Origin of the sequence: Roseateles sp., assembly GCF_047654785.1 — a bacterium.
GTDB lineage: Bacteria > Pseudomonadota > Gammaproteobacteria > Burkholderiales > Burkholderiaceae_C > Pelomonas.
The window spans coordinates 946586-972382 of the sequence record NZ_JASGKQ010000003.1; the positions used below are offsets into that span (position 1 = coordinate 946586).

Consider the following 25797-nt stretch of genomic DNA (forward strand, 5'->3'; position numbering starts at 1 on the left):
TCAAGCGGCGGCGTGTAGCTCCATGTCGATATGCACCGTCTCAAACGGGCACAGCAGGCCGGCTTCGTCGCGTTCCAGCAGGCCCAGCTCTGCCAGTGCCTGCGCATCCTCATGGACGCGCTTCACGTCCCGGCCCACGCGCTGCGCCAGCTCCCGCACCGTCATCGCGCCCTGGCCCTGCATGGCCCGCACGATGGCCCAGCGCCGTTCCGTGAGCTGGCCGAAGAAGGCGGCCGGCGTCTCGAAGTTCAACACCTCGCCGGCATAGCTGGCCGATGCTGCCTGCTTGCCGGCCTGGCGCAGGGCGGCGCGCCAGTCGCTGTTCAGGGTGATGGTGAGGGTTCGCTGCATCATGGGCCTTTCCGGGCCGCGTCCACGGCCGCAATGAAGTCTTCCACCAATTGCTCCACCGTGCTGAACGTGTAGGGCAGCTCCTTGTCGCCGGCATGACGGTGATCGCCCTTGCCACGCTCGTTGTCGAAGCCGATGACCCGCACGCCGTTCAGAGCGTAGGCGGCGCGGTACTTGAACCCGTGGGTGGTCGGCGGCACGGGTTCCGGCACGCGCCAGACCACAAGCTCCAACACGCCACCCTCTGGCGTCACGTCCCGGAAGCGGGTGATGAGCTGGGCTTTCATGTTGGCGAGTATGCCAACGCGCAAAGGTGTTGGCAATCATGACAACAAAGATACAAACCTTACAGCGGCGGCATTTCGGCGTCATGTGCAAAAGCCGATGAAAGCGGCGCGGCACAGCCTGAGATTGTCACTATGCGAAAAATGACGCGAAATCGGCCTGTTTCTGCCGGTTTGTCCCCGCCTGTTTTTAGGCGGGGACAGAAAGCGGGGACAACAATCCCTATGAAAATCAACAGCTTGCATCGTTTGTCCCCGTGTCCCCGCTGTCCACGCTTGTTTTGCAGCGGATGGGAAATGGTTTGGGCCGCGAAGTGTGCAACGCTGTAAGGATTGAGGGTCAAAAAGTTACATTTTGGCCGATACGGGTTGCGGGCGGGCGCGGGCTGGTTGACGGAGTCGAGAGGCCGTGCAGGCGGTGCCGAGTTGCCCGGAAAGTTGCACGGCGCGATGCGCCGGCAACGGGGGCCAGGGTCGCAATCCTGGTGACTGCGGAGCTTGCCGGCTGGCGCCCCGGAACCGGGGTAGCGGCGCGGTTGTGCAGTAACTTTTACAGTAACCGCTTGTGGTTTCAGCGTCTTAACCCAATAGACATGCGGGTTTGCGGCGAGTGTTCAAGTGACCCCGGCACAAAAGCCCGATCCGTCAAGGATCGGGCTTTTTCATGCCGGCGTCGGTGCCGCCGGTCCGATCAGTTGAACCCCTGGCCTCGGATCAGGCCGACGGCCAGGCCTTCGATGCTGAAGTGCTCGTCTTCCTGGACGACGATGGGCTCGAAGTCGGGGTTCTCGGGCAGCAGCCGGATGCCCTGGGCGCTGCGCTGGAAGCGCTTGACGGTGACGTCCTCGCCGACCCGGGCGACGACGATCTGGCCGTTGCGCGCCTCCTTGGCGGACTGCACGGCGAGCAGGTCGCCGTCGAGGATGCCGATGTCCTTCATGCTCATGCCCTTGACCTTGAGCAGGTAGTCGGGCTTTCTGGCGAACAGGCCGGGTTCCACGGTGTAGGTCTGCTCCACGTGCTCCTGCGCGAGGATGGGGGCGCCGGCGGCGACGCGGCCGATCAGCGGCAGCGTCAGCTGTGCCAGTTGGGGCAGGGGCAGCGTGAACTGGCGGGCGCGGTTGACGGCGCTGAGCGCGTCGGACTTCAGCCGGATGCCGCGGGATGTGCCGCCCACCAGTTCCAGCATGCCCTTGCGGGCCAGCGCCTGCAGGTGTTCCTCGGCGGCGTTGGCGGACTTGAAGCCGAGTTCGGCGGCGATCTCGGCGCGCGTGGGCGGGGCGCCGGTGCTCTCGATCGCGTGGCGGACGAGATCGAAAATCTGCTGCTGGCGGGCGGTAAGCTTGGGTCGATCTTGCACAGGCGGCCTTTGACAACGAGGTGGCTGGTGATTCATCCAGTGCCTGTATTTTCATCCAGGAATCAACGAAATTGCAAACCCCGGCGGATCTGATCGTCATCCTGGGCACGGGCGGCACGATTGCCGGCACGGCCCCGACCGCCAGCGATGGCGTGGGCTATGCGGCGGCGCAATTGCGCGTGGAGGACCTGCTGGCCGCCGTGCCGGCGTTGGCCGGGCGCCGGCTGGAGGCGCAGCAGGTGGCCCAGCTGGACAGCAAGGACATGGACTTTGCGACCTGGCAGCGGCTGGCCGGCGCGGTGCAGGCGCAGCTGGCCCGGCCGGAGGTGGGCGGCGTGGTCATCACGCACGGCACGGACACGCTGGAGGAAACGGCCTATTTCCTGCACCGCGTGCTGGCGCCGGCCAAGCCGGTGGTGCTGACCGCGGCGATGCGGCCGGCCACGGCGCTGGCGCCGGACGGGCCGCAGAACCTGTTCGACGCCGTGCAGCTGGCCGGCACGCCGGGCGCGCGGGGCGTGCTGGTGGCTCTGGCGGGCCGGGTGCATGACGCGGTGCAGGTGCGCAAGGCGCACAGCTACCGCGTCGATGCGTTCGAGTCGGCGGACGGCGCGCTGGTGGCGCGCGTGGAGGAGGGCGCGGTGCGGCGGCTCGGCGCCTGGCCGGACGGCGAGGCGCTGGGGCTGGCGCGCATCGCCCGGGCGGCGGCGGCGTGGCCGCGCGTCGAGATCGTGCTGAACCACGCGGGCGCGGACGGCCGCGTCGTGCGGGCGCTGGTGGCCGCGGGCGTGGACGGCATCGTCGCGGCCGGCACCGGCAATGGCACGCTGAGCCAGGCGCTGGAGGGCGCGCTGCGCGAGGCGCAGGCGGCCGGCGTGCGGGTGCTGCGCAGCACCCGCTGCGATGCCGGGCCGGTCATCCCGCTGCCCGGGCAGCTCCCCGCCGCAGGGGCCTTGAGCGCGGTGAAGGCGCGGGTGGCGCTGATCCTGGCGCTGCTCGCCGAAGCCTAGCGTCGGCGCTCAGCCCATGGGGCCGCGCCGCTCCCAGGCGCTGCTGCGCCAGCGCAGCGCCATGTAGGCGGCCTTCAGCGACTCTTCGATGATGAAGGCCCACCACAGCCCCGGCACGCCCAGGCCCAGCGTCCGAGAGAACAAATAGGCCAGCGGCAGCGCCACGGCCCAGGTCACCAGCTGGCTGGCCAGCACCGGCGCGTTGACGTCGCCGGCCGCCTTCAGCGAGTTGAACAGCACCGTGTTCAGCGCGCCGATGGGGGCGAGCAGCAGGGTCAGCAGCAGCAGTTGGCGGGCGGTGGCGTGGATCTCCGCCTTGGGCGTCAGCAGGCCGATCAGCGGCCCGGCCGCGAGCCAGAGCAGCAGGGCCACCGCGAAGCTCAGCGCCATCGCGATGGCGGCGGATCGCCAGGCCCGCCGCCGCGCCGCCTGCGGGTCGCCGGCGCCGAGGCGCCAGCCCACCATGACCTCGTTGCCCTGGCTGATGGTCAGCGTCAGCAGCGACAGGAAGGCCGTCAGCGTCAGCGTGTACGAGCGGCTGAGCACCGCGCCGACGCCCAGCACGGTGATGAAGCTGACGATGGCCAGCTGGTAGAAGCCGTAGGCCATGTTGTCCAGCACGCTGGGGCCGGACAGCGCGGTCAGCTGCCGCACCCGCGCCAGCCAGGCGCCGCGGTCCAGCCCGCTGCGCCAGGCCAGGCGCAGCCGGCGCGCCAGCACCCACAGCAGCAGCGCCACGCCGACGCCGCGCACGATCAGCGTGGCCAGCGCCGAGCCGTAGACGCCCAGCGACGGGATCGGCCCGAGGCCGTGCATCAGCGAGAACTCCAGGAACACGTAGAGCAGGTTGGCCAGCACGCCCAGCAGCAGGATGACCTTGACATGGCCAAAGGCGCGCAGCACGCCCACCGCGGCGGTCAGCATGCCGTTGAACACCATGGCGATGGCGATGACGCGGATGTAGAGCGTGGCATCGCCGACGATCTGCGGCGGCGTGCCGATCAGCGGCAGCACGCGGTGGCCGGCGGCCAGCAGGCCCAGCGCCAGCAGCACGCTGAGCAGAGAGTTGGCGACGATGGCCACCTGGGCGGTCTGGCGCGCCTGCGCCTCGTCGCCGGCGCCCAGCCGGCGCGCGACGACGATGACGCCGCCCACCGCGAGCAGGCCCGACAGGTCGTAGACGATGCCCAGCACCTGGTTGGCCACGCTGATGGCGGCGGCCGCGTCGTCGGAGTAGCTGCTGATGATGAACTGGTCGATCAGCGCCACGCCGAGTGCCAGGAAGCCGTTCAGGAACAGCGGCAGGCACAGCTGCAGCAGCGTCTTGCCGGTGGTGGGCGGGGTGGGAGCGGTGGCGTTGGCGGTCATGGGGCGGGTCGTGGGGTCAGTCGCCGGAGAGCGAGTACTGCAGGGTCAGGCTGCGTTCCATCCGCCGCAGCCGCTGCTGCGCGGCCGCGGCGTCGGCGGCGCGGCCGCTGGCCACCAGCCACTGCGCCAGCCAGGCCTGCACGTCGGCGCCCATCCGGGCGTGGCCGATCAGCACCGCGTGGCCCTGCGCGTCGGCGTGCGCCGTCCAGCGCGCCTGCTCGGCGGCCAGCACCTGCTGCACGCGGGCGCGGGCATGCAGGAACACATTGGGCGGCAGCGCGGCCGGCGGCGGGCCGGCGTCGGCGCGCGACAGCGCCAGGTCCAGCCGGCAGGCCGGGTGCGCGGCGGCGAAGTCCAGCAGGCGCTGCACGAAGGGCTGGCCGGCCGCCAGCTCGCGCAGGCCCACCACCAGCCACAGCGGCCGGGGCGGCGCGCGGCCCAGCTCGTGCAGCGGGCCGGCGGCGGCGATGCCGGTGGCCACGACCAGCAGCGGCGCGCTACCGCCGGCCGCCAGGTGCAGCGGGAAGGCCAGCGGCCAGCCGCGCACCGCGTCGATGCCGGGGCGCAGCCGGGCCAGGTGGCCGCTGCAGCGGCCGGTGCCGCCGGCCACGTCGCTGACGATGATCTCCACGACCTCGCCCTGCGGCGTCGCGGCCAGCCCGCTGATCGAGTAGGAGCGCGGCTGCGGCCGCGGCAGCGCGGCCAGCCAGGCCTGCGGCATCTGTGATGCCGGCGGCGGGGCGGCGCCGCGGAAGTCCAGGTGCTCGCGCAGCACGTCGGCCAGCCGGCCCTGCACCGGCGGCGCCGGCAGGAAGGCCGAGCCGCCGCCCGGCAGCCGCACCGGCGCGTCGGCCGGCCAGCCGGTGCGCGCCAGCAGGGCCTGCACGTCGGCGTCGCCGTTGTGCCACTGCAGCAGCAGCACGTCGCCCGGCCGGTGGCGCAGGCCGGGCGGGGCCTGCAGGCGGTAGGCGCGGGCCTGCGGCGTCATCTGCCGCACGTCCAGCAGCCGCCAGGCGATGCCGGCGGGCCAGGCCCGCCGGGCCTGCAGGAAGTCCAGCCGGTAGCCGTGCAGCAGCCGCGCGTAGGCGTCGCGCGTGAGGCGGCGGCGCGCCCGCAGCAGCAGCGGCAGCGCCTGGCGCGCCAGCGGCGCCAGCGCGCGCGCGAGCGGGCCGTGGAGGCGGGGGGAGGTCACGGCGGCCGGGTCAGTACGAGGTGCTCAGCGTGACGCCGACGCGGCGCGGGTCGCCGACGTAGTAGCCCTGGCGCACGTCGCGGCCGCTGAGGTATTGCTTGTCGAACAGGTTGTCCACCCAGGCGACGACGGACAGCCATTCGGCCTCGTAGCCGGCGCGCAGCGCGCTGACGGCGCGGCCGGGCACGCGCTTGGCGGGGTCGTTGAAGATGTCGCCGCTGGCGTAGGCGCGGCCGCGCGCGGCGAGGTCGGCGGACAGGAACCAGCCGGTGCCGAAGCGGGCCGTGGCCCACAGGCCGCCGGACAGGCGCGGCGACTCGGGGAAGCCCTTGCCGCTGAAGTCCTGGTCGGTCCGCGTGATGCGGCCCTGGTCGAACTTGCCGTGCGTCAGGCCCAGCGACGCGCCGACGTCCACGCGCCGCCACGGCCGCCAGCTGACGGACAGCTCGCCGCCGTCGACGTGCGAGCGGCCGACGTTCTCGGTGTAGAACACGCCGGCCGAGCCGACGGAGACGGTGAGCTGCTGGTCGCGCCAGTCGTAGTGGAAGAGGTTGGCGCTGAGCTGCATGCGGCCGTCCAGCAGCCGGCTGCGCCAGGCCAGCTCGAAGGCGCCGAGGTGCTCGGGCTTGACGTCGTGGTCCAGCTCGCGGAAGCCGGCGCGGTAGCCGGTGGACCAGGTGGCGCCCAGCGTCTGGCCGGGCGCGAACTCGCGCGCCAGCGCGAGCTTGGGCAGGAAGGCGTGGGAGCGGAAGTCGCTGCGCGAGAGTTCGCCCACCGGCTTGCCGTACAGCACGTCATTGCGCGAGACGGACTCGGTGCGGTCGGTGTCGGCGCGGGCGCCGGCGGTGAGCTGCCAGCCGGGCAGGAAGGTCCAGGTGGCCTCGCCGAACAGCGCGACGTTGAGGCTGCGGCTGTGGCTGGCGATCTGCTGGTAGGCCGGGCCGCCGATGGCGACGAGCGAGTCGCGCTGGTTGCGGAAGCGGCCGATGAACAGGCCCGCCACGCCGGTGAGCCGGGCGCCCGGGGCGGCGTGCTGCAGGCGGAATTCCTGCGTCAGGTCGGCGTCCGCGCGCGCCTCGTCGCGGCGGTAGGGCAGGGTGGCGACGGTGCCGCCGCCGTGGATGCGGGCGTCGGTGGTGACGTAGGCGGTGGTGCTGGCCAGCGTGACGCCGGGGGCCAGCGACTGGCTGAGGTCCAGCACGTGGTTGCGCACGCGGTTGCGCCGGCCCTCGTAGGGGCCCTGGCCGCAGTAGAGGCGGTCCTCGATGCGCAGCCCGCTGGGGCAGCTGTCGCTGGGCACGGCGGGCAGCAGCGTGATGGCGGTGACGGACGGGTCGTCCAGCGTGTCGGAGACGGTCAGCTTGGCCTCGAAGCCGCCCAGCGCCCGGGGCCGCCAGCGCAGCTTGAAGCGGTTGTTGCGGTAGGTGTCGTCGTCCAGGGATTCGTCGCCCGGCGCGGTGTAGCGGATGCCCTTGTTGCCGCGCGCCTGCTCGGTGGCGAAGCGGAAGGCCCAGTCGCTGCCGATCGGGCCGGACAGCAGCAGCGCCGGCGCCACCAGGCCGGCCTCGCCGACGTTGAGCCGCGCGGCGGCCTGCCAGTGGTCGCTGGGATCGTGGGTCTTGATGGTCAGCGCGCCGGCCAGCGCGTTGCGGCCCTGCAGCGTGGACTGCGGGCCGCGGGCCACCTCGATCTGCTCGACGTCCCAGGTGCCGCGCTGGCCGCGGCGCAGGCCTTCGAAGGACTGCGCCGCGCCGTCGATGACCAGCGTGGTCAGCGGCCGCACGTTGCCGCCGGGCTCGCCCAGGCCCTCGGAGTTGATGCCGCGGATGGCGATGCCATTGTTGCCGTTGTTGGACGGCGCGACGTAGACGTTGCCCTGCAGCTTCAGCGCGTCGCGCAGGTCGCGCAGGTTCAGCTCCTCGGCCTGGCGGCCGGTGATGACGCCGGTGCTGGTGAGCGTGTCCTCGCTGCTGCGGCGCACCTTCTGGCCGGTGATGATGACCGGCTCCAGCCGGGTCACGGCCTCGGGGGCCTGCAGCTGCGCGGTCTGGGCCAGGCAGGCCGCGGCGGCCAGCGGGCCGGCGGCGAGCGCCAGCGCGGGCCGCAGGCGGCGGGATGCGGTGCGTCGGACGAGGGGGTTCATGGCAGTTTGACGGTGCCGCTGAAGTCCCAGCCGGCGGCGGGCGTGCCGATGGCGCCGCCCAGGCCGGCCCGCAGCGTGAAGCGGCCGTCGCTGGTGATGACGAAGGTGCCGGGGAAGTTCAGCGGGCCGAACGGCGTGTCGGCCCAGCCGAAGGCGATGCTGGCGTTCAGCACGATCGCGGTGACGGCGCCGTTGGTCAGCGTGACCGCGCCCGAGACCGCCGTGACGGTGGTGGTGTAGGGCATGTTCAGCACGCTGGCGTTCTCGGCCACGTAGGGCGCGAGGTTCATGGCCAGCGCGGTGATCGGGGCGTTGAAGGTGCCGCTGCCGGTGTAGCCGTCGAGGTTGTAGGTGAGGCTGCCGACGTTGCCCCAGTCGCCTTCCTGCGGGAACACGTCCTGGCCGCTGCCGATGACGGTGGAGGCGGGCAGCGCGCTGATCAGGAAGAAGCCGTCCATCACCTGGCTGCCGTTCCACGGCCGGCCGATTTCGGCGAAGGCGTCGGAGAAGTACTCGTACCAGCGGCCGGTGGGGTCCGCGTTCAGGCCCAGCCGGACGGTGCGCGGGCCCTGCGGCGGCGCGGTGCAGCTGGCCGAGCTGGCGACGCCCCAGCTGCCGTTGCTGCACGGGAAGCTGGCGCTGCCCAGCGTCGGCAGCGTCGTGTCGCTGGCGGTGGCGCTGCGGCCGGAGGGCGTCGCGGCGACGGCGGCGCTGCAGGCCTGGCCGCCGGCGGTCCAGTTCAGCGTCTGCGCCGGGCAGGTGGCCGGCACCGTGCAGCTGGCGTGGCTGGGGCCGCTCCAGCTGCCGTTGCTGCAGCTGTAGCTGGCGCTGCCGAGGGTGTCGCCCAGGCCGTCGGTGACGGTGGCGGTGGCCCCCGCGGCACCGACGGGCAGTTCGGCGTCGCAGCGGTTGCCGCCGACGCGCCAGCTGGCCGGCTGCGCCGGGCAGGACACGGCGCGGGTCGTGCAGGCGGCGGCGACCGGCGCGCTCCACTGGCCGTTGCTGCAGCTGAAGGTGGCGCGGCCGGTGCTGGGCTCGCTGAGGTCTTCCAGCGTCTGCGTGCCGCCGGACGGGCTCTCGGCCAGCACCGCCTCGCAGGCATGGCCGTCGACGTTCCAGTGGGCCGGGCCTGCCGCGCAGGGCGAGGGCGGCGGGTCGCAGCTGGCCGCCGTGGGCGCGCTCCAGCGGCCGTTGCCGCAGCTGAAGGTGGCGCGGCCGGTCTCGGGCGCCATGCCGTCGTCCAGCGTCAGGCTCTGGCCGGACGCGGTGGCCGGCGCGGCGGCGCTGCAGACATGCTCGCCGCGCGCCCACGGCAGCTCGGCGGCGGCGCAGGGGCGTTCGGTGACCAGGGGCGGCCAGGGCGCGTGCGACGCGGTGCCGGCGGTCAGTTCGGCGGGCGTGGCGTCGGCGGCGGCCAGCTGGGCGGCGAGCTGGTCCATCAGCCGGTCGTTGGCGTCGCCGATGGCGAAGCCGCCGCTGAGCGGGTCCGCGCCGGGCGCGGCCAGGCCGATGGCGGCGAACTGGGTGCGCAGGTAGTCGCTGGCCGCGGCCAGCGCGGCCGGCGCGACGGCCGTGGTGCCGCCGCTGCTGCCGAACTGCGCGAACACCTGCGACGGCGCGCGGCCCAGCGCATGGGCGAGCACCAGCTCGGTCAGCTGGGTCGCATGGGCGGTGCCGGCCACGGCGGCGTAGCCGTGCAGGGACTGCGTGTTGGCCGGCGCCTCCGCGGCGCGGCCCACCCGGCCGCCGCTGACGGCGACCATGCAGGGCGCCTGGGCGCCCTGCAGCAGCACGCGGTAGCTGCCGTCGCTGCCGGTGGGCTCGCCGCTGAGCGCGGCGCCGCCCGCGCAGCGCACCTGCACCTGGCCGCCGACGATGGGCTGGCCGACGGCGGCGATGCCGTTCAGGTTCAACGCCTCGGTGCTGCTGCTGCCGCTGCCGCCGCCGCAGGCCGTGAGCAGCCAGGCGGTGGCCAGCGCGGCCAGCGGGCGCATCGCGCGCGTCAGGCGCGTCGGACGCCGGGGGCGGGGGCTCGTCATCTCTTGTCGTCTCCGGCGGCGGGGCGGCCAGGCGGGTGCAGCATGAAGGCCGCCGGACCCTGGTGGGGCCGGCGGCCTCGTTCGTTCAACGGGGTGCCGTCGCACGGGGCCGGAGCCCCGTGGCGCGGGCGATCAGGCCTGGCGGCGGCGCGTGCGGCGCGCGGCGGTGCCGACCAGCGCGAGGCCGGCGGCCAGCAGCGCGTAAGTGCTCGGCTCCGGCACGGGCGACACGGCGCCGATGCTGCCTTCGCGGTTCATCACGAACTGCGTGTTGCTCAGCGTGCCCAGCGGCGAGCCGACGGTCTTCTTCTGGTTGATGTCGAAGGCGTAGTGGTCGCCGCTGATGGACAGCGTGCCGGTGTACTGCGCGCGGGCGCCGTTCAGCGTGAAGGTGGGCGACTCCGTGAAGTAGAAGCCCAGGCTGCCCAGCTGCACGCTGACCGCGACCGAGGCGTCCAGGTCGATGGAGCTCAGCTGGCCGTTCACGAAGGTCAGGCCCTTGCCGGTCAGGTTGGAGACTTCCATCGTGTAGGCGAACGCGAAGTCGCCGATGCCCGTCCCGGTGTTGTAGCCCGAGGTGTAGGGCGAGAAGCCGGTGGCGTTGAGCTTGATGGACAGCGCGCCGGCGCCGATGGTCTCGGTGCCCACGCCGGTCAGCGATGCGGCGTCGTAGCTGATGGCGCCGGCCGAGAAGCTGGAGAAGTTGTCGGCCGTGATGTCCTTGCCGGACACGGTGCTGGACGTGATCACCGAGTAGTCGGAGCCGGCGGACAGCGGCGACGCGGCGATGCTGCGCAGCAGGCCGGTGGACGCGTCCAGGTAGTAGGGGAAGTTCCAGCTTTCCGCGTAGTCGACACGGTCGGCCGTGGCGCTCTTGACGTTGGCCAGGGCCGCGTAGCCGGTGCCGACGCCGGCCAGGTCGATGGAGGCCGTGGCGGCCTGGGCGGCGAAGCCGGCGAGCAGCGCGGCCGCGGCCAGCGTGGATTTGAGGGTGAAGTTCATGGAGTCTCCGTGTCGTCAGACGTTCAGGCGTGGCGGCGGCGGCGGGCCAGCGCGCCGACGGCGGCCAGGCCGGCGGCCATCAGGGCGTAGGTGGCCGGTTCCGGCACCGGGGCGGCCAGGTTCTGGACCGAGCCGGTGACGTCCCAGCGGTAGCGGAATTCGCCGAAGGGCAGCATGTTGCTGTCGTCCACGTCCAGCGCGAACTGGCTGCCGTTGATCGTGAAGCTGCCGGTGTAGGGGGCCGCCCCGAACATCGTGTCGAAGGTGAAGGTGACGTTGGAGTTCAGCGTGATGCCGCTGACCTGGCCGCCGACCAGGCTGACCGAGCCGCTGACGTTGGCGACCGAGGTGCTGTAGCCGACGTTGGCCACCGAGTCGTCGTCGGCGATGAACTTCGAGAAGCCGCCCGCGTTGAAGCTCAGGCCGGTGATGGCGCCGGTGGCGTCGTCGTAGCTCAGCGTGGCGAGGTCGGCGAAGTTGTTCGCGTGGGGGAACACGACGGCGCCGGTGCCGACGGGTGCGCCGGTGCTGATCAGGTAGAAGCCGTCCGGCGAGAAGCCGGTGGCCGGGTTGGCGCCGGGATGCTGGGAGCCGAGCTCGGCGTAGGCGTCCGAGAAGTACTCGTACCAGCGGCTGCCGTCGGCGGCGTTCAGCGACAGGTTGAAGCTGCCGGCCTGGGCCGAGGCCATGGCGAGGGAACTGGCGGCGAAGGCCAGCACGGACAAGGTGCGCATAGGTGCTCCTGGTGAATGAATCGGTCCCCGAAATGGGGCGAATCCACCTGGCTGGCGCGCGCGCACTGGCTACCGTGGTTTACAAATGAGAATCATACGCATTTTCATGTGACGAATTACCGCAGGCGCGGCGCCGCTCCACCCCCGGAACGGGGGGCGAGCGGCGTGCTGCTGCCGGGTGGTGCGTGCGCACCGTGTCGGGGCGTTCGGGGCCGGGCTCAGTCGAACACCGGCGATTCCACGCCCAGCACCTGGTGCAGCTTGGGGCTGGTGGTCGTGTACTGCAGGTGGATGCGCCTGTCCGGGAACACATAGGGCGCGGCGCCGAAGGCCGCGAGCGCGGCCTCGTGGAAGCCGCTCAGGATGAGCTTCTTCTTGCCCGGGTAGGTGTTCACGTCGCCCACGGCGAAGATGCCGGGCACGCTGGTCTCGAACTTCTCGGTGTCGACGACGACCTGCTTGCGCTCCAGCGCCAGGCCCCAGTCGGCGATCGGGCCGAGCTTGGGGCTGAGGCCGAAGAAGGCCAGCACCTGGTCGCAGGGCACGATGCGGGTGATGCCGTCGTTGCCGGTGATCTTGAGGCCGGTCAGCCGGCCGTCGCGCTCGTCCAGGCCGGTGGCCTGGCCGATGATGAGCTGCATCTGCTGCGCGTCGCACAGCTCGCGCAGCTTCGCCACCTGAGCGGGCGCGGCGCGGAACTCGTCGCGGCGGTGCACCAGGATGACGCTTTCGGCCTTGTGCGGGTTGCCGTCCGGGTGGCCGGCGCAGAAGTTCAGCGCCCAGTCCAGCGCCGAGTCGCCGCCGCCGATGATGAGCAACTGCTGGCCGGCGAAGTCGGCCGGCGCCTTCACGCGGTAGTGGATCTGCGTGCCTTCATAGGCGGCGACGCCCTCGACCTTCAGCGTGCGCGGCTGGAAGCTGCCGACGCCGCCGGCGATGAACACCGTCCGCGCCAGGAAGCGCGTGCCCTTGCTGGTCTCGACGTCGAAGCGCCCGTCGTCCCGCTTGCGCACCCCGGTGACCTCCTGGCCCAGGTGGAAGGTCGCGCCGAAGGGCGCGATCTGCTTGAGCAGGTTGTCGGTCAGCTCCTGGCCGGTGCACATGGGCACGGCCGGGATGTCGTAGATGGGCTTGTCGGGGTAGAGCTCGACGCACTGGCCGCCGGGGGCGGGCAGGCTGTCGATGACGTGGGCCTTGATCTCCAGCAGGCCCAGTTCGAAGATCTGGAACAGGCCCACCGGGCCGGCGCCGACGATGACGGCGTCGGTCTCTATCGTGTCGGGCTGGGGGGCGGGGGCGGGGGCGGCCGGCATGGAGCGCGCGCGGTCAGCGGATCAGCTCGGGCAGCTTGCCGGTCCGGTCCTTCCACTCGTCGGCGTCGGGCAGGGCGGGCTTGCGCTTGGTGATGCTCGGCCACTGCTTGGCCAGGTCGGCGTTGATCTGGACCATGTGCATCTGGTCGCCGGGCACGTCCTCCTCCGGCAGGATGGCGTTGGCCGGGCACTCGGGGATGCAGACGGCGCAGTCGATGCACTCGTCCGGATCGATCGCCAGGAAGTTCGGCCCTTCGCGGAAGCAGTCGACCGGGCAGACGTCGACGCAGTCGGTGTATTTGCAGCGGATGCAGGCTTCGGTGACGACGTGGGTCATGGGCGGCTCGGGGTAAGGGGGGCCTGCGAGGGGTCAGGCGAAACAGCGATTTTAGGGGGCGGCACGGGTTTGCCCTGAGCGGGCAGCGCGGCGGCGCCCGCGCCGACGGTGACGACCGTCGGGCGGCCGCGGTGCAGCAGCGCGGCGGCGGCGAGGCCGGCCACGCGGTGCTCGCTGACCAGCGCGTCGGCGCAGCCGGCGCGGGAGACGACCAGCGCCGGCGCGTCCGCCGCCCAGCCGGCGGCCAGCAGTTGCCGGCCCAGCGCCGCGAGCTGGCGGCCGGCCATGTAGAAGACCTCGGTGTCGGCGGAGCGCGCGGCGCGCAGTTCGCCGGCCTCGGTCATGGCGGTGGTCAGGCTGACGCTGCGGCCGCGGCCGCGCCGGGTGAGCGGGCGCCGGGCCTGCGCGGCGGCGGCCAGCGCAGCGGTGACGCCGGGAACGACTTCGCAGGCGATGCCGGCGGCGGCCAGCGCCGCCAGCTCTTCCTCCAGGCGGCCGAAGATGCTGGCGTCGCCGCCCTTGAGCCGCACGACGACGGCGTGCTCCCGCGCGGCCTTGACCAGCAGCGCGTTGATCTCGGTCTGCTTGGCGGAATGCTCGAAGCCGCGCTTGCCGACGGCGATCCAGCGCGCCTGCGGCGCCAGCTCGCGCAGCGCCGGGTCGGCCAGCGCGTCGGCCAGCACGACGTCGGCCCGGGCCAGCGCCCGCGCGCCGCGCAGCGTGATCAGGTCGGCCGCGCCGGGGCCGGCGCTGACGAAGACCACGCAGCCGGCCGGCTGCGTGTCCCGATCGCCGCAGCCGGCCGGCCGCGCGCCCGGACCCTTGCTGCCGGTCATCACCAGGCCTCTTCCGCCGGCGCGGCGGCCGGCAGGTCCACCAGCAGCGCGCCGCTGGTGCGGTGGCTGGCGGGGTCGACGACGATCAGCGCGCCGCCGACGCGGTTGTCCGCGAAGGGCTCGACCGGCAGCTCGTGCTGCACCTCCATCTGCACGCGGCCGATGGCGTTGACGGGCAGCTCGTGCGCGTCCTGCGGCTGCAGGGTGTTGATGTCCAGCACCGAGTCGATGGTCGAGATGCGCGCCTGCACCCAGCGGTTGCCGTGGCGCACCCAGTACTTGCGGCCGGGCTTGGCGGCTTCGGTGTCCAGCCAGGCGAGTGTGGCGGGGAAGGTCTTGGCCGGCGCGGCCGAGCCGGGCGTGACGATCCAGTCGCCGCGGCTCACGTCCAGCTGGCGGTCCAGCACCAGGCCGGCCGAGTCGCCGGCCGCGGCGCTGGGCACGGTCTCGCCGGCCAGGCGCACCTCGGCGATCACCGCCGTCTGCTTCGACGGCAGCACCTCGATGGTGTCGCCCGCCTTCACGGCGCCGTGGGCGATGCGGCCCCACAGCACGCGCGGCTGGTGGCCGGTGCCTTCGGACTGGTGTGCGTTCTTCTGCACGTACTGCACCGGCAGGGAGAGCGGCGCGTCGCTGCGCTCGGCAACCGTCGGCAGCCGCTCCAGCACCTGCAGCAGGCTCTCGCCGCTCCACCACGGCGCGTCCAGCGGCTGGGTGACGTTGTCGCCGCGCAGCGCGCTGACCGGCACCGTGGCGGCCACGTTCAGGCCGGCGGCGGCGGCGAACTTGTCCAGCGCGGCCCGGACCTTGGCGAAGCCCGCGCCCGGGTCGGCCAGCGCGTCGATCTTGTTGACGGCGAACACCAGGCTGGGCACGCGCAGCAGCTGCGCCAGCAGCGAGTGGCGGCGGGTCTGCGGCAGCAGCGTGACCTCGTCCTGCGCCAGGTCCAGCTTGGTGATGTCCACCAGCACGACGGCGGCGTCAGAGCCGGCGGCGGCCGTCACCATGTTGCGCGTGTACTGCTCGTGGCCGGGGGCGTCCGCGATGATGAACTTGCGCGTCTTGGTGGCGAAGTAGCGGTAGGCCACGTCGATGGTGATGCCCTGCTCGCGCTCGGCCTCCAGGCCGTCGGTCAGCAGGCTCAGGTCGATGGGCCGGCCGGCGGCGCGGCGCTCCAGCGTGTCGAGCTGGTCGGCGAGGATGGCCTGGCCGTCGAACAGCAGGCGGCCGATCAGCGTGGACTTGCCGTCGTCCACGGACCCGGCGGTCAGGAATCTCAGGGCTTTCATCAGAAGTAGCCTTCCTTCTTGCGTTTTTCCATCGAGGCTTCCGACGTGCGGTCGTCCATGCGCGTGGCACCGCGCTCGCTGACCGTCACGGTCAGCGTCTCGGCCACCACCTCGCTCGCATTCGCGGCGGGGCTCTCGACCGGGCAGGTGCAGGTCATGTCGCCGACGGTGCGGAAGCGCACGGTGGCGGTCTCCACCGTCTCGCCGGCCTCGGGCGGCGTCACCTCGGTCAGCGGCACCAGCAGGCCCTTGCGGCGGATCACCTGGCGCTGGTGCGCGTAGTACATCGGCGGCAGCGGGATGTTCTCGCGGGCGATGTAGAGCCAGACGTCCAGCTCGGTCCAGTTGCTGATCGGGAAGCAGCGGAAATGCTCGCCCGGGCGGATGCGGGTATTGAACAGCGTCCACAGCTCGGGACGCTGCTCCTTGGGCTGCCATTGGCCGAAGCTGTCGCGGTGGCTGAAGATGCGCTCCTTGGCGCGCGCCTTCTCCTCGTCGCGGCGGGCGCCGCCGATCAGGCAGTCGAACTTGTGCTCCTCGATGGTCTCCAGCAGCGTCACGGTCTGATGGCCGTTGCGGCTTTCCAGCGGGTGGGCCAGGCGGATCGTGCCCTTGGCCATCGAGTCCTCGAGGTGGCCGACGACGAGGCGCTCGCCCATCTCGGCGACCCGCTGGTCACGGAACTCGATGACCTCGGGGAAGTTGTGGCCGGTGTCGATGTGGACGAGCGGGAAGGGCAGCGCGCCGGAATAGCCGCTGGCGTGCGCGGCGTTCTTCATCTTGAAGGCCTTCTCGGCCAGGCGCAGCACGACGCAGCTGTCCTTGCCGCCGGAGAACAGCAGCGCGGGGCGCTCGAAGCTGGCGGCCACCTCGCGCAGGATGAAGATGGCCTCTTCCTCCAGCGCGTCCAGGTGCGCGTGGTCGACGTCGGCGACGAGTTGTTCGGGTTTCACAGCAGCATTCATGATTTCGCGTGCAGGCCGCACTCTTTGGAACTGTCTTCCCACCACCAGCGGCCGGCGCGGAAGTCCTCGCCCACGGCGATCGCGCGCGTGCAGGGCGCGCAGCCGATGGACGGCATGAACTGGTCATGCAGCGGGTTGTACGGAACGGCGTATTGCTCGACGTAGGCCCAGACCTCGGCCCAGCGCCAGTCGGCGATGGGGCTGATCTTGCGGCGGCCATTGCCGTCGTCCTCATCGAAGGCCACGTCGCCGCGCGCGCCCGATTGCTCGCGGCGCAGGCCGGTGATCCAGGCCGAACGGCCCTTCAGCATGCGGGAGAGCGGCTCCATCTTGCGCACGCCGCAGCAGGCCTTGCGCAGCTCGATGCTCTTGTACATCGCGTCCTCGCCCTCGCGGGCGACGAACTCGACGACGGCCTCGGCGACCGGCTTGAACACCTCCACGTCGAAGCCGTAGCGGTCCTTGATCTGCGGCAGCAGCGCCAGCGTCTCGGCGTGCAGGCGGCCGGTGTCCAGCGTGGCGATGTGCACGGGCAGGCCGGTGCGGGAGATCAGGTCGGTGACGACCATGTCCTCCACGCCCAGGCTGCTGCTCTGCACCAGGCCGTCGCCGTGCTCGATGCTGGCGTCGCGCAGGCGCTGCAGCGCGGCCTCGACCTTGGCGTCCAGCGCGGGCGTCCAGCGCGCGTAGAGGGCGATGGCGTTGCCGGCCGCAGGCGCGGCGGCCCAGGGCAGGCTGCTGGCCCCGCTCACGCCGCGCTCCTGCGCAGGAACCACGGCCGCGTCTCGGCCACGTCGCCCTGGTAGAAGCCCACTGGCGCGAACAGGTCCAGCGCCTTCTGCGCCGCGGCCTGGGACTGGTCGCCGCGCAGCACCACCTCGTCGAAGCCGGTGCGGGCCAGCAGCTGCATCATGTCCACCAGCACCTCGCCGCGCGCGCGCAGGGCGCCCTTGAACTGGTGGCGCACGCGCAGCAGCCGGGCCTGGCTGTAGGCGCGGCCGTCGGTCCACTTCGGGAAGTCCAGCACCACCAGCGCGATGCGGTGCAGGTCGGGCACCAGCTCCTTCACGTCGGCGTCGTTCGGGAACTCGATGGCGACCGGCAGGTCCGCCGGCCAGTGGCCCTTGACGGCGTGCCACTGCTCCAGCGTCAGCAGCCGGTGGGGGGCCGGGTCGGGGTCGGGCTTGGGGCCGTCCTCGCCGATGGCGTGCTTCCAGGGGCAGGTGTTGGGGTGGATGAACTTCATGGTCAGGCCTTCGCGGTGGACACGCGCACGGCGTTCGCCGCGGTCTTGAACGGGTCCAGGCCCAGGCGCCGGACCGTGTCGATGAAATGCTCGCCCGACCAGCGCTCGCGCTTGAAGGTCTCGATGACGGCGTCCACGGCGTCGGCGATCTCGTCGGCCGCGAAGCTCGGGCCGATGACCTTGCCGGCCACGGTGGCGCCCGAGAGCGTCGAGCCGTCGCTGCCGCCCAGCGTCAGCTGGTACCACTCGGCGCCGTCCTTGTCCACGCCCAGCACGCCGATGTGGCCGCTGTGGTGGTGGCCGCAGGAGTTGATGCAGCCGCTGATGTGCAGGTCGATCTCGCCGAGGTCCTCCAGCTCGTCGATGTCCTGGTAGCGCTCGGCGATCTCGGCGGCCAGCGGCAGCGAGCGGGCGTTGGCCAGCGCGCAGAAGTCGCCGCCGGGGCAGGCGATCTGGTCGGTCAGCAGACCGGCGTTGGGCGTGGCGAAGCCGGCGGCGCGCGCGGCCTGGAACAGCTCGGCCAGCTCGGCCTCGCGCACCCAGGGCAGCACCAGGTTCTGGCGGTGGCTCACGCGCAGCTCGCCGTGGCTGAAGCGGTCGGCCAACGCGGCGGCGGTGTCCATCACGTCGGCCGACGCGTCGCCCGGGGCGATGCCCACGCGCTTCAGGCTGAGCGTGACGGCGCGGTAGCCGCTCAGGCGGTGGCCGTGGACGTTGCGCGCCAGCCAGCGCGCGAAGGCCGGGTCGCTGGCGTCCGGCGGCGCGGCCGGCTCGGCACGCACGCCCGCCGGGGCCACGAAGCAGGCGGCCACGCGGTCCAGCTCGGCCTGCGGGATGAGCTGCTCGTGGCCGGCCGGGTCGTCGGCCAGGATGCGGGCGAACTCCTCGTTGACCGCGTCGATGAACTTCCGGCCCTCGGCCTTCACGAGGATCTTGATGCGGGCCTTGTAGAGGTTGTCGCGCCGGCCGGCGAGGTTGTAGATGCGCACGATGGCCTCGATGTAGACCAGGATCTGCTGCCAGGGCACGAAGGCGCCGATCTCCACGCCCGGGATGGGCGTGCGGCCCATGCCGCCGCCGACGAAGACCTGGAAGCCGACCTCGCCGGCCGCGTTCTTCTTCAGCTGCAGGCCGATGTCGTGCCAGCCGATGGCCGCGCGGTCCTCGGCGGCGCCGCTGATGGCGATCTTGAACTTGCGCGGCAGGTGGGCGAACTCGGGGTGCAGCGTGCTCCACTGGCGCATGATTTCCGCGTAGGGGCGCGGGTCCACCAGCTCGTCGGGCGCGATGCCGGCGAAGGCGTCGCTGGTGATGTTGCGGATGCAGTTGCCGCTGGTCTGGATGCCGTGCATGTCCACGTCGGCCAGCAGGTCCATCACGTCGGCGCTCTTCACGAGCGGGATCCAGTTGTATTGCAGGTTCTGGCGCGTCGTGAAGTGGCCGTAGCCGCCCTGGCCCTGGAAGGGGCCGTCGGCCACCACGTCGTACTCGCGGGCGATGCGCGCGAGCTGGCGCAGCTGGCGCGACGACAGCGCGCCATACGGCACGGCCACGCGCAGCATGGGCGCATGGCGCTGGATGTACCAGCCGTTCTGCAGCCGCAGCGCGCGGAACTCGTCGTCGCCCAGCGTGCCGGCGAGGTTGCGTTCCAGCTGGTCGCGGAACTGGGCCGCGCGCTGGCGGACGAAACGGCGGTCGAAGTCGGTGTATTGGTACATGGTCAGTGAATCACTTTCCAGCCGGCCACCAGCAGCGAGGCGCACAGCAGGCTGCGCACCACGCCGTCCGGCAGGCGGCGGGTCAACTGGGCGCCCAGCCAGATGCCGGGCAGGGAGCCGATCAGCAGGGACAGGAGCAGCGCCCAGTCCACGTTGCCCAGGCTGGCGTGGCCGATGCCGGCCACCAGCGTCAGCGGCACGGCATGGGCGATGTCGGTGCCGACGATGTCGCGCGCCTTCAGGCGCGGGTAAATCAGCAGGATCAGCGTCGCGCCGATCGCGCCGGCGCCGATGGACGACAGCGACACCAGCACGCCGAGCACGGCGCCGCTGGCAACGGTCAGCGCGGGCTTGGCGTGCTCGGGGATCCAGCGCTCCAGCCGCAGCCCCAGCGCCTGCCAGCTCCGCTTGAACGCGACGACCACCGCCGTCAGCAGCAGCGCGATGCCCAGCGAGAAGGTCAGCGCGGCCGCCCAGCCCTGGGTGACGCCGCTGAGGTGCATCAGCGCGACGGTGGCCAGCGACGCCGGCACCGAGCCCGCCAGCAGGCGGCGCACGATGGGCCAGTTCACGTGGCCGTGGCGGGCGTGGGCGACGGAGCCGCTCATCTTGGTCAGCGCGGCGAACCAGAGGTCCGTGCCGATGGCCACGGCCGGGTTCAGCTTGAAGACGGTCAGCAGCAGCGGCGTCATCAGCGAGCCGCCGCCCACGCCGGTGATGCCGACGATCAGGCCGACCCCCCACCCGCTCGCAATCGCCACCCCGTCCAGCACCCGGCCTCCTCCGCTCCGTTGGGGCGACCCCTGCCACCCGAGGGCGCGACTCTAGGCAATGTTGCGCCGCAGCAGAACTACAGATTTCTTGGGGCCATATGCCCAGGCTGAATAAGCAACGTTGGTTTTCGGGGGCTGGCGCTGGACCGGGTCGCTGCTGGTGGTGAGGCGCGGCGCGTCAATCCGCGCCCGCCAGCCGCCGCAGTGCCGCGACCTGTTCCGCGATGCGCGTCGGCACGGGCTCGGTGCCGTCCAGCATCGCGCGGACCAGGGCCGCGTTCTCGGCCGGCGCGCATTGCGGCGGCAGCGGCCAGTCCAGGTCGGTGCTGTCGGCCGGGTGCAGCGGCGTGGCCGCGCCGTCGGCGAAGCCGATCAGGTGCGCCTTGCGGCGCAGGTGCGCATAGGCCTCGCCCTCGCTGGCACGCATCAGCAGCGCGCGGCCGCCGTGCGCGGTCAGCGCGGGCAGGACGGTGGCCATGCTGGCCAGGTATTCCGGGTGCGTCACGGCGACGACGCGCACGCCGCGCCCGGGCGGGAAGGGGTCGAGCAGCTTGGCCAGGCTGTGCGCGCTGTTGCGCAGCCCGAGGCGCGGGCGCAGCGCCATCAGCGCGTCCAGGCCCGGGTTGAGCCGGTGCAGCGGCAGCACGGCCAGGCGCTCGTCGCGCAGCCGCCGCTCGGCCTCGCCCAGCGTCGGGCTGGCGGGCAGGCCGAGCGCGTCCAGCAGCGCGAAGGGGCTGACGCGGCTGTCGAAGTCGTGCCGGCCGAAGACGAGCACCGGCACGCCCTCGCGCGCCAGCAGCCGGGCGACCAGCGGCATCAGGTTGGCCTGCTTGCGCGCGCCGTTGAAGCTGGGCAGCAGCACGGTGCGCGGGCCGTCCGGCGCCCGCAGGCCGGCGGTGCGCGCCTGCATCGCGGCCAGGAAGCCGGCCACCTCGCCGGGGCTCTCGCCCTTCACGCGCAGCGCGATCAGCAGCGCGCCCAGTTCGAGGTCGGGCACGGCGCCGTCCAGCATCGCGCCGAACAGCGTTTGTGCCTGGGCCGGCGTCAGGTCGCGTGCGCCACGGGCGCCTCGGCCCAGTTCCTTGATCAGCGGGGCGTAGTCCATGCCCGGCATTGTCCGGCGCGGGCGGTGCGGGTCAGGCGGCCTGGCGCTGGCGGTCGAGCTGCAGTTCGCCGAACAGGTTCTTGGGGTCGGCCATGCGCGGGACCAGGTCCAGCGGCGCGCCCAGGCCCAGCTGGCGGCCCAGGTCGTGCAGCAGACGCAGCGCGGAGAAGTCCTCCAGCGCGAAGCCCACCGAGTCGAACACCGTGACCTGCGCCGCCGACTCGCGGCCCGGGGCCTGGCCGGCCAGCACGCGCCAGAACTCGGTGACGGGGAAGTCCGCCGGCATCTGCTGCAGGTCGCCCTCGATGCGCGACTGCGGCTCGTACTCGACGACCACGCGCGCCATCGCCAGCACGCCGGGGTGCAGCTCGGTCTTGCCCGGGCAGTCGCCGCCGACGCCGTTGATGTGCTGGCCGGGCTCGATCATGCCGGGCGTCAGGATGGTGGCGTTGGTCTTGTCGGCGGTGACGGTGGTGACGATGTCGGCGCCGCGCACGGCCTCGGCCGTGGAGGCGCACACGGTCAATGCCAGGCCCGGCGTGCCGGCGAGGTGGCGCACCAGCCGGGCGGTCGCGGCCGGGTCGATGTCGAACAGGCGCAGTTCGCGGATGCCCAGCAGGTGGTGGAAGGCCAGCGCCTGGAACTCGCTCTGCGCGCCGTTGCCGATCAGCGCCATCACGCGGCTGTCGGGCCGGGCCAGGCGCCGGGCCACCATCACCGACGTGGCGGCGGTGCGCATCGCGGTGGTCAGCGTCAGCTCGGACAGCAGGACCGGCACGCCGGTGGCCACGTCGGCGAGCACGCCGAAGGCCATCACCGTGGGCAGGCCGTGGCGGAAGTTGCCGGGGTGCCCGTTGACGTATTTGAAGCTGTAGTGCGCGGCATCGGCGATGGGCATCAGCTCGATGACGCCCGTGGGCGAATGCGCCGCCACGCGCGCCGTCTTGTCGAACGCGGCCCAGCGCCGGTAGTCCTCCTCCAGGTAGCCGACGAGGCGGCGCAGCAGATCGGGCAGGCCGACGCGCTGCACGAGGTGGGCGATGTCGCGGGGGGTGAGCAAGGTCGTCATGGGATCTCTCCGGCAGGTGTTGGCCCGGATTCTTCCGACGCGCGCCGCCAGGCAGAAGCGCAAATCCTGATCAGTAATGCGATGTGATTTGGCAAAATGGCAGCGAAAAATGACGATCTGATCAAGATGGATGCCCTGGACCAGCAACTGCTCGCGCTGCTGCGCGCCGATGCCCGCGCCAGCGTCGCCACGCTGGCGGCCAAGCTCAAGGTGTCGCGCGGCACCGTCACCAACCGCATCGCCCGGCTGGAGGACGGCGGCGTCATCACCGGCTACACGGTGCGGCTGCGGCCGGACTCGGTGCCCGACCAGATCACCGCCTGGATGAGCATCACCGTGGAGGGCAACCGCACCCGCGAGGTGGTGGCCAGGCTGCTGGGCGAGCCCGGCGTCGCGAGCCTGTTCGACACCAACGGCCGCTGGGACCTGCTGGCCGAGATCCGCAGCGCCAGCCTGCAGGAGCTGGCCGACGTGTTGGAGCGGGTGCGGCTCATCAAGGGCATCGCCGGCACCGAGACCTCCATCCACCTGCAGAGCTACAAGCTCGGTTGACGCGCCGCCAACACGGTGCGGCAGCGCGGCTCGGTTATCGTGCGCGCGCTTTCCCGTCCGCCTGGCCCATGAAACCTGCTGCCCTCCGCCGTGCATCGCTCGCGGCCCTGTTCGTCCTGCTGGCCGGCTGCGCCACGCTGCGGACGTCGCCGCCCGTCGAGCCGCCGCCGGCCGCGAAGCCCGCGCCCAAGCCGCCGCGCATCGGCCTGGCGCTCGGCGGCGGCGCGGCGCGCGGCTTCTCGCACATCGGCGTCATCCAGGTGCTGGAGGAAAACGGCATCCACGTCGACCTCGTGGCCGGCACCTCGGCCGGCAGCCTGGTGGCGGCGCTGTACGCGTCGGGCAAGGGCGGCCGCGAGCTGCAGGCGCTGGCCGAGGGCATGGACGAGGGCGCCATCACCGACTGGTCGTTCCCGCTGCGCGGCCTGATCCGCGGCGAGGCGCTGGCGCGCTTCATCCGCGACAAGACCGGCGGCCGCGGCATCGAGCAGATGGCGCTGCCGCTGGGCATCGTCGCCACCGACCTGTCCGACGGCTCGCCCATCCTGTTCCGCAGCGGCGACACCGGCACCGCCGTGCGCGCGTCCAGCGCCGTGCCCGCGGTGTTCCAGCCGGTGCGCATCGGCCAGCGCGAGTACGTGGACGGCGGCCTGGTCTCGCCGGTGCCGGTGCGCTTCGCGCGCGAGATGGGCGCGCAGTTCGTCATCGCGGTGGACATCACCTCGCCGCCGGGCAAGGAGCCGCCCGGCGACGCCTTCCGCATGCTGCTGCAGACCTTCGCCATCATGGGCCGCAGCATCAACGGCTTCGAGCTGCGCGATGCGGACCTCGTGATCCGCCCGCGGCTGGACGGCGTGGGCAGCGCCGACTTCACCGCCCGCCGCCGTGCCGTGCAGGCCGGCCGCGATGCCGCGCTGGCCGCGCTGCCGCTGCTGCGCCAGCGCCTCGAAGCCCGGGCGCGCTGACCCGGCGCTGACGCCGGGCCCCGCCCCGCGCGGGCCGCGCCGAGGGCGCGCATTAGTACCGCTTTGCCTGCCTGGTGCGCCCGCCGCGCCCCGGGGCTTGCCACGTGTCAGGGTTTCTTCGGGTTACCTCCCCACAATGGTGCGGCCTCCCTGGAGCCGCGACGGCTCCCGTGCCTTGTTACGCGCGCTCCGCGCGCCTGCCCATTGCTCATCCCATGACCTTTCTGTCCCGGCTCAGGCTGCTCCACAAATTCATCATCCTCGCGTGCATCGGCCTGCTGATGAGCGCGCTGCCCACCTTCATGTACATGCGCAGCGCGCTGCACGACATCGACGCCGCCCGCCAGGAAGCGCGCGGCGCGCGGCCGCTGTTGGCGCTGAACCAGGCCGTGCAGTGGCTGCAGGTGCACCGCGGCCTGTCCGCCGGCATGCTGGGCGGCGACGAGAGCCTGGCCGCGCGCCGCCCCGCCGCGCGCGACGCGGCGGTCCGGGCGATGGACGTCGTGGACGCGCGCTTCACCGAGGCCGGCGTGCCCGCCGCGCAGGCTTCGGCCTGGGCCGAGGTGCGCCAGGCCTGGCGGCAGCTCGAGCCCGCCGTCGCCCAGCGCGAGCTGCAGCCGGCGCAGAGCACGGCCCGGCACACGGCGCTGATCGCCGCCGTGATGCGCATCGAGGACGACCTGCTGCACGGCTACGGCCTGGCGCTGGACGCCAACCCCGACACCTATGCGCTGATCCAGGCCGCGCTGGTCCAGGCGCCCATGCTCGGCGAGAAGCTGGGCGTGCTGCGCGCGCAGGGCACCGGCTTCCTCGGGCGCGGCGAGCTGCCGGCGCAGGCCAAGGGCGGGCTGGTGGCGCTGCGCCAGCGCGTGGACGAACTGGAGGGCGAGGTCTTCCGCAGCTTCGCCCGCGCCACCGAGGGCAACCCGGTCTTCCGCAGCGGGCTGGCGGCTCCCATCCGCAACGCCCACGAGCAGATCGCCGGCGCGCTGCGGCTGGCCGACGAAGCCCTCATCGACGCCGCCGCGCTGAGCCATCCGGCGCCGGCCTATTTCGACACCTTCACGCGCGCCATCGAGGCGCTGTATGCCGTCGACACCCAGGCGCTGGAGCGGCTGGACGTCACGCTGCAGCAGCGCATCGCCGGCCTGCGCAACGCGCTGATCGTCCAGGCCGCCGTGCTGGCGCTGACGCTGCTGCTGGCCGGCGTGCTGATGGCGGTGTTCGTGCGCTCCATCACGCGGCCGCTGGGCCAGGCCGTGGCGCTGGCCGGCGCGGTGGCGCAGGGCGACCTCTCCGGCCCCGCGATCCCGCACGGCAGCGACGAGGCCGGCCGGCTCATCGAGGCGCTGCTGCACATGCGTGCCCGGCTCACGCAAGTGGTGGCGCAGGTGCGCAGCGGCGCCGAGGGCGTGGCCACGGCCAGCACGCAGATCGCGCAGGGCAACCTCGACCTCTCCGCGCGCACCGAGAGCCAGGCCAGTGCGCTGGAGGAAACCGCCGCGTCGATGGAGCAGATGACCGCCACCGTGCGCCAGAATGCCGACAGCGCCGCCCAGGCCAGCCAGCTCGCCGCCAACGCCAGCGAGGTCGCCGCGCAGGGCGGCGAGGTGGTGGCCCAGGTGGTGCAGACCATGCACGGCATCCACGCCTCGTCCGGCAAGATCGCCGACATCATCGGCGTCATCGACGGCATCGCCTTCCAGACCAACATCCTGGCGCTGAATGCGGCCGTCGAGGCGGCGCGTGCGGGCGAGCAGGGCCGGGGCTTCGCGGTCGTGGCCGGCGAGGTGCGCAGCCTGGCGCAGCGCAGCGCCGAGGCGGCGCGCGAGATCAAGGCGCTGATCTCCGCGAGCGTGGACAGCGTGCAGCAGGGCAATGCGCTGGTCGAGCGCGCCGGCGCGACCATGCAGGACGTGGTGGCCGCCGTGCGCCGCGTGACCGACATCATGGGCGAGATCAGCGCCGCCAGCCGCGAGCAGTCCCAGGGCGTGGCCCAGGTCGGCGAGGCCGTCACGCAGATGGACCAGGCGACGCAGCAGAACGCCGCGCTGGTGGAGGAAATGGCCGCCGCCGCGAGCAGCCTGCGCGGCCAGGCGCAGGAGCTGGTGCAGGGCGTGGCGGTGTTCCGGCTCGCCGCTTGACG

Annotated in this window: 24 protein-coding genes; 4 read left to right on the top strand and 20 right to left on the bottom strand. The window is 72.5% G+C overall.

Annotated elements, in window-relative coordinates; all coding sequences use genetic code 11:
* The 3 genes from QM788_RS13470 to lexA all read right to left on the bottom strand — a co-directional run bounded on the left by QM788_RS13470 (position 1) and on the right by lexA (position 1995).
* A complete protein-coding gene (locus QM788_RS13470) occupies positions 1–351 on the bottom strand; it encodes a hypothetical protein (RefSeq protein WP_415661986.1) in 351 nt (116 codons plus the stop codon).
* Positions 351–638 carry a DUF6516 family protein gene (locus tag QM788_RS13475; protein WP_415661987.1) on the bottom strand — a complete coding sequence of 96 codons (288 nt, stop codon included), beginning with the start codon at positions 636–638 and terminating at the stop codon, positions 351–353. Before QM788_RS13475 ends, QM788_RS13470 begins: the two co-directional genes overlap by 1 nt.
* Positions 639–1326: 688 nt before the next feature.
* On the bottom strand, positions 1327–1995 hold the full coding sequence (gene lexA, locus QM788_RS13480) for a transcriptional repressor LexA (protein ID WP_415661988.1): 669 nt from the start codon (positions 1993–1995) through the stop codon (positions 1327–1329).
* 71 nt (positions 1996–2066) lie between these two features.
* Between lexA and QM788_RS13485 the strand changes: the two genes are divergently transcribed.
* Complete coding sequence (locus tag QM788_RS13485; RefSeq protein ID WP_415661989.1) at positions 2067–3005, top strand: asparaginase; 939 nt, start codon at positions 2067–2069, stop codon at positions 3003–3005.
* A 9-nt stretch (positions 3006–3014) separates the two neighbouring features.
* Here the strand turns inward: QM788_RS13485 and QM788_RS13490 are convergent, their stop codons facing one another.
* The 17 genes from QM788_RS13490 to QM788_RS13570 all read right to left on the bottom strand — a co-directional run bounded on the left by QM788_RS13490 (position 3015) and on the right by QM788_RS13570 (position 22134).
* A complete protein-coding gene (locus QM788_RS13490; RefSeq protein WP_415661990.1) occupies positions 3015–4373 on the bottom strand; it encodes an MATE family efflux transporter in 1359 nt (452 codons plus the stop codon).
* A 16-nt stretch (positions 4374–4389) separates the two neighbouring features.
* The gene (locus tag QM788_RS13495; protein WP_415661991.1) at positions 4390–5565 is read right to left on the bottom strand and encodes a hypothetical protein; all 1176 of its coding nucleotides are present in this window, start codon (positions 5563–5565) and stop codon (positions 4390–4392) included.
* A 10-nt stretch (positions 5566–5575) separates the two neighbouring features.
* Entirely contained in the window at positions 5576–7708 is a 2133-nt protein-coding gene (locus QM788_RS13500; RefSeq protein ID WP_415661992.1) for a TonB-dependent receptor, read from the bottom strand.
* On the bottom strand, positions 7705–9747 hold the full coding sequence (locus tag QM788_RS13505) for a hypothetical protein (RefSeq protein WP_415661993.1): 2043 nt from the start codon (positions 9745–9747) through the stop codon (positions 7705–7707). Before QM788_RS13505 ends, QM788_RS13500 begins: the two co-directional genes overlap by 4 nt.
* Positions 9748–9879: 132 nt before the next feature.
* On the bottom strand, positions 9880–10749 hold the full coding sequence (locus QM788_RS13510) for a PEP-CTERM sorting domain-containing protein (RefSeq protein ID WP_415661994.1): 870 nt from the start codon (positions 10747–10749) through the stop codon (positions 9880–9882).
* Between the two features lie 23 nt (positions 10750–10772).
* Positions 10773–11483, bottom strand: coding sequence for a PEP-CTERM sorting domain-containing protein (locus tag QM788_RS13515; RefSeq protein ID WP_415661995.1), 711 nt, complete (start codon positions 11481–11483; stop codon positions 10773–10775).
* A gap of 218 nt (positions 11484–11701) precedes the next feature.
* Positions 11702–12796: an NAD(P)/FAD-dependent oxidoreductase gene (locus tag QM788_RS13520; RefSeq protein WP_415661996.1), complete on the bottom strand. Its 1095-nt coding sequence runs from the start codon at positions 12794–12796 to the stop codon at positions 11702–11704.
* Positions 12797–12809: 13 nt separating this feature from the next.
* On the bottom strand, positions 12810–13133 hold the full coding sequence (gene fdxA, locus QM788_RS13525) for a ferredoxin FdxA (protein WP_415661997.1): 324 nt from the start codon (positions 13131–13133) through the stop codon (positions 12810–12812).
* A complete protein-coding gene (gene cobA, locus QM788_RS13530) occupies positions 13130–13969 on the bottom strand; it encodes a uroporphyrinogen-III C-methyltransferase (RefSeq protein WP_415661998.1) in 840 nt (279 codons plus the stop codon). Before cobA ends, fdxA begins: the two co-directional genes overlap by 4 nt.
* The gene (locus tag QM788_RS13535; RefSeq protein ID WP_415661999.1) at positions 13969–15258 is read right to left on the bottom strand and encodes a sulfate adenylyltransferase subunit 1; all 1290 of its coding nucleotides are present in this window, start codon (positions 15256–15258) and stop codon (positions 13969–13971) included. Before QM788_RS13535 ends, cobA begins: the two co-directional genes overlap by 1 nt.
* The gene (gene cysD, locus QM788_RS13540) at positions 15258–16223 is read right to left on the bottom strand and encodes a sulfate adenylyltransferase subunit CysD (RefSeq protein ID WP_415662000.1); all 966 of its coding nucleotides are present in this window, start codon (positions 16221–16223) and stop codon (positions 15258–15260) included. The genes QM788_RS13535 and cysD overlap by 1 nt, the downstream gene beginning before the upstream one ends.
* Positions 16220–16975, bottom strand: a complete 756-nt coding sequence (locus QM788_RS13545) for a phosphoadenylyl-sulfate reductase (RefSeq protein WP_415662001.1) — start codon at positions 16973–16975, stop codon at positions 16220–16222. The genes cysD and QM788_RS13545 overlap by 4 nt, the downstream gene beginning before the upstream one ends.
* Entirely contained in the window at positions 16972–17469 is a 498-nt protein-coding gene (locus QM788_RS13550; protein WP_415662002.1) for a DUF934 domain-containing protein, read from the bottom strand. The genes QM788_RS13545 and QM788_RS13550 overlap by 4 nt, the downstream gene beginning before the upstream one ends.
* 2 nt (positions 17470–17471) lie before the next feature.
* Positions 17472–19187 carry a nitrite/sulfite reductase gene (locus QM788_RS13555; RefSeq protein WP_415662003.1) on the bottom strand — a complete coding sequence of 572 codons (1716 nt, stop codon included), beginning with the start codon at positions 19185–19187 and terminating at the stop codon, positions 17472–17474.
* 2 nt (positions 19188–19189) lie between these two features.
* Positions 19190–19957 (bottom strand): sulfite exporter TauE/SafE family protein, encoded by a 768-nt coding sequence (locus tag QM788_RS13560; RefSeq protein WP_415662988.1) that lies wholly within the window; start codon positions 19955–19957, stop codon positions 19190–19192.
* A 181-nt stretch (positions 19958–20138) separates the two neighbouring features.
* Complete coding sequence (gene ybiB / locus QM788_RS13565; RefSeq protein ID WP_415662004.1) at positions 20139–21065, bottom strand: DNA-binding protein YbiB; 927 nt, start codon at positions 21063–21065, stop codon at positions 20139–20141.
* A gap of 31 nt (positions 21066–21096) precedes the next feature.
* Positions 21097–22134, bottom strand: a complete 1038-nt coding sequence (locus tag QM788_RS13570; protein ID WP_415662005.1) for an ornithine cyclodeaminase — start codon at positions 22132–22134, stop codon at positions 21097–21099.
* Positions 22135–22260: 126 nt separating this feature from the next.
* Here QM788_RS13570 and QM788_RS13575 point away from each other — a divergent pair, with 126 nt between their 5' ends.
* From QM788_RS13575 to QM788_RS13585, 3 genes are all read left to right on the top strand, one after another.
* Positions 22261–22686, top strand: a complete 426-nt coding sequence (locus tag QM788_RS13575) for an Lrp/AsnC family transcriptional regulator (protein WP_415662006.1) — start codon at positions 22261–22263, stop codon at positions 22684–22686.
* Positions 22687–22754: 68 nt separating this feature from the next.
* A complete protein-coding gene (locus QM788_RS13580) occupies positions 22755–23651 on the top strand; it encodes a patatin-like phospholipase family protein (RefSeq protein ID WP_415662007.1) in 897 nt (298 codons plus the stop codon).
* A gap of 215 nt (positions 23652–23866) precedes the next feature.
* On the top strand, positions 23867–25795 hold the full coding sequence (locus tag QM788_RS13585) for a methyl-accepting chemotaxis protein (RefSeq protein WP_415662008.1): 1929 nt from the start codon (positions 23867–23869) through the stop codon (positions 25793–25795).
* Positions 25796–25797: the final 2 nt, after the last annotated feature.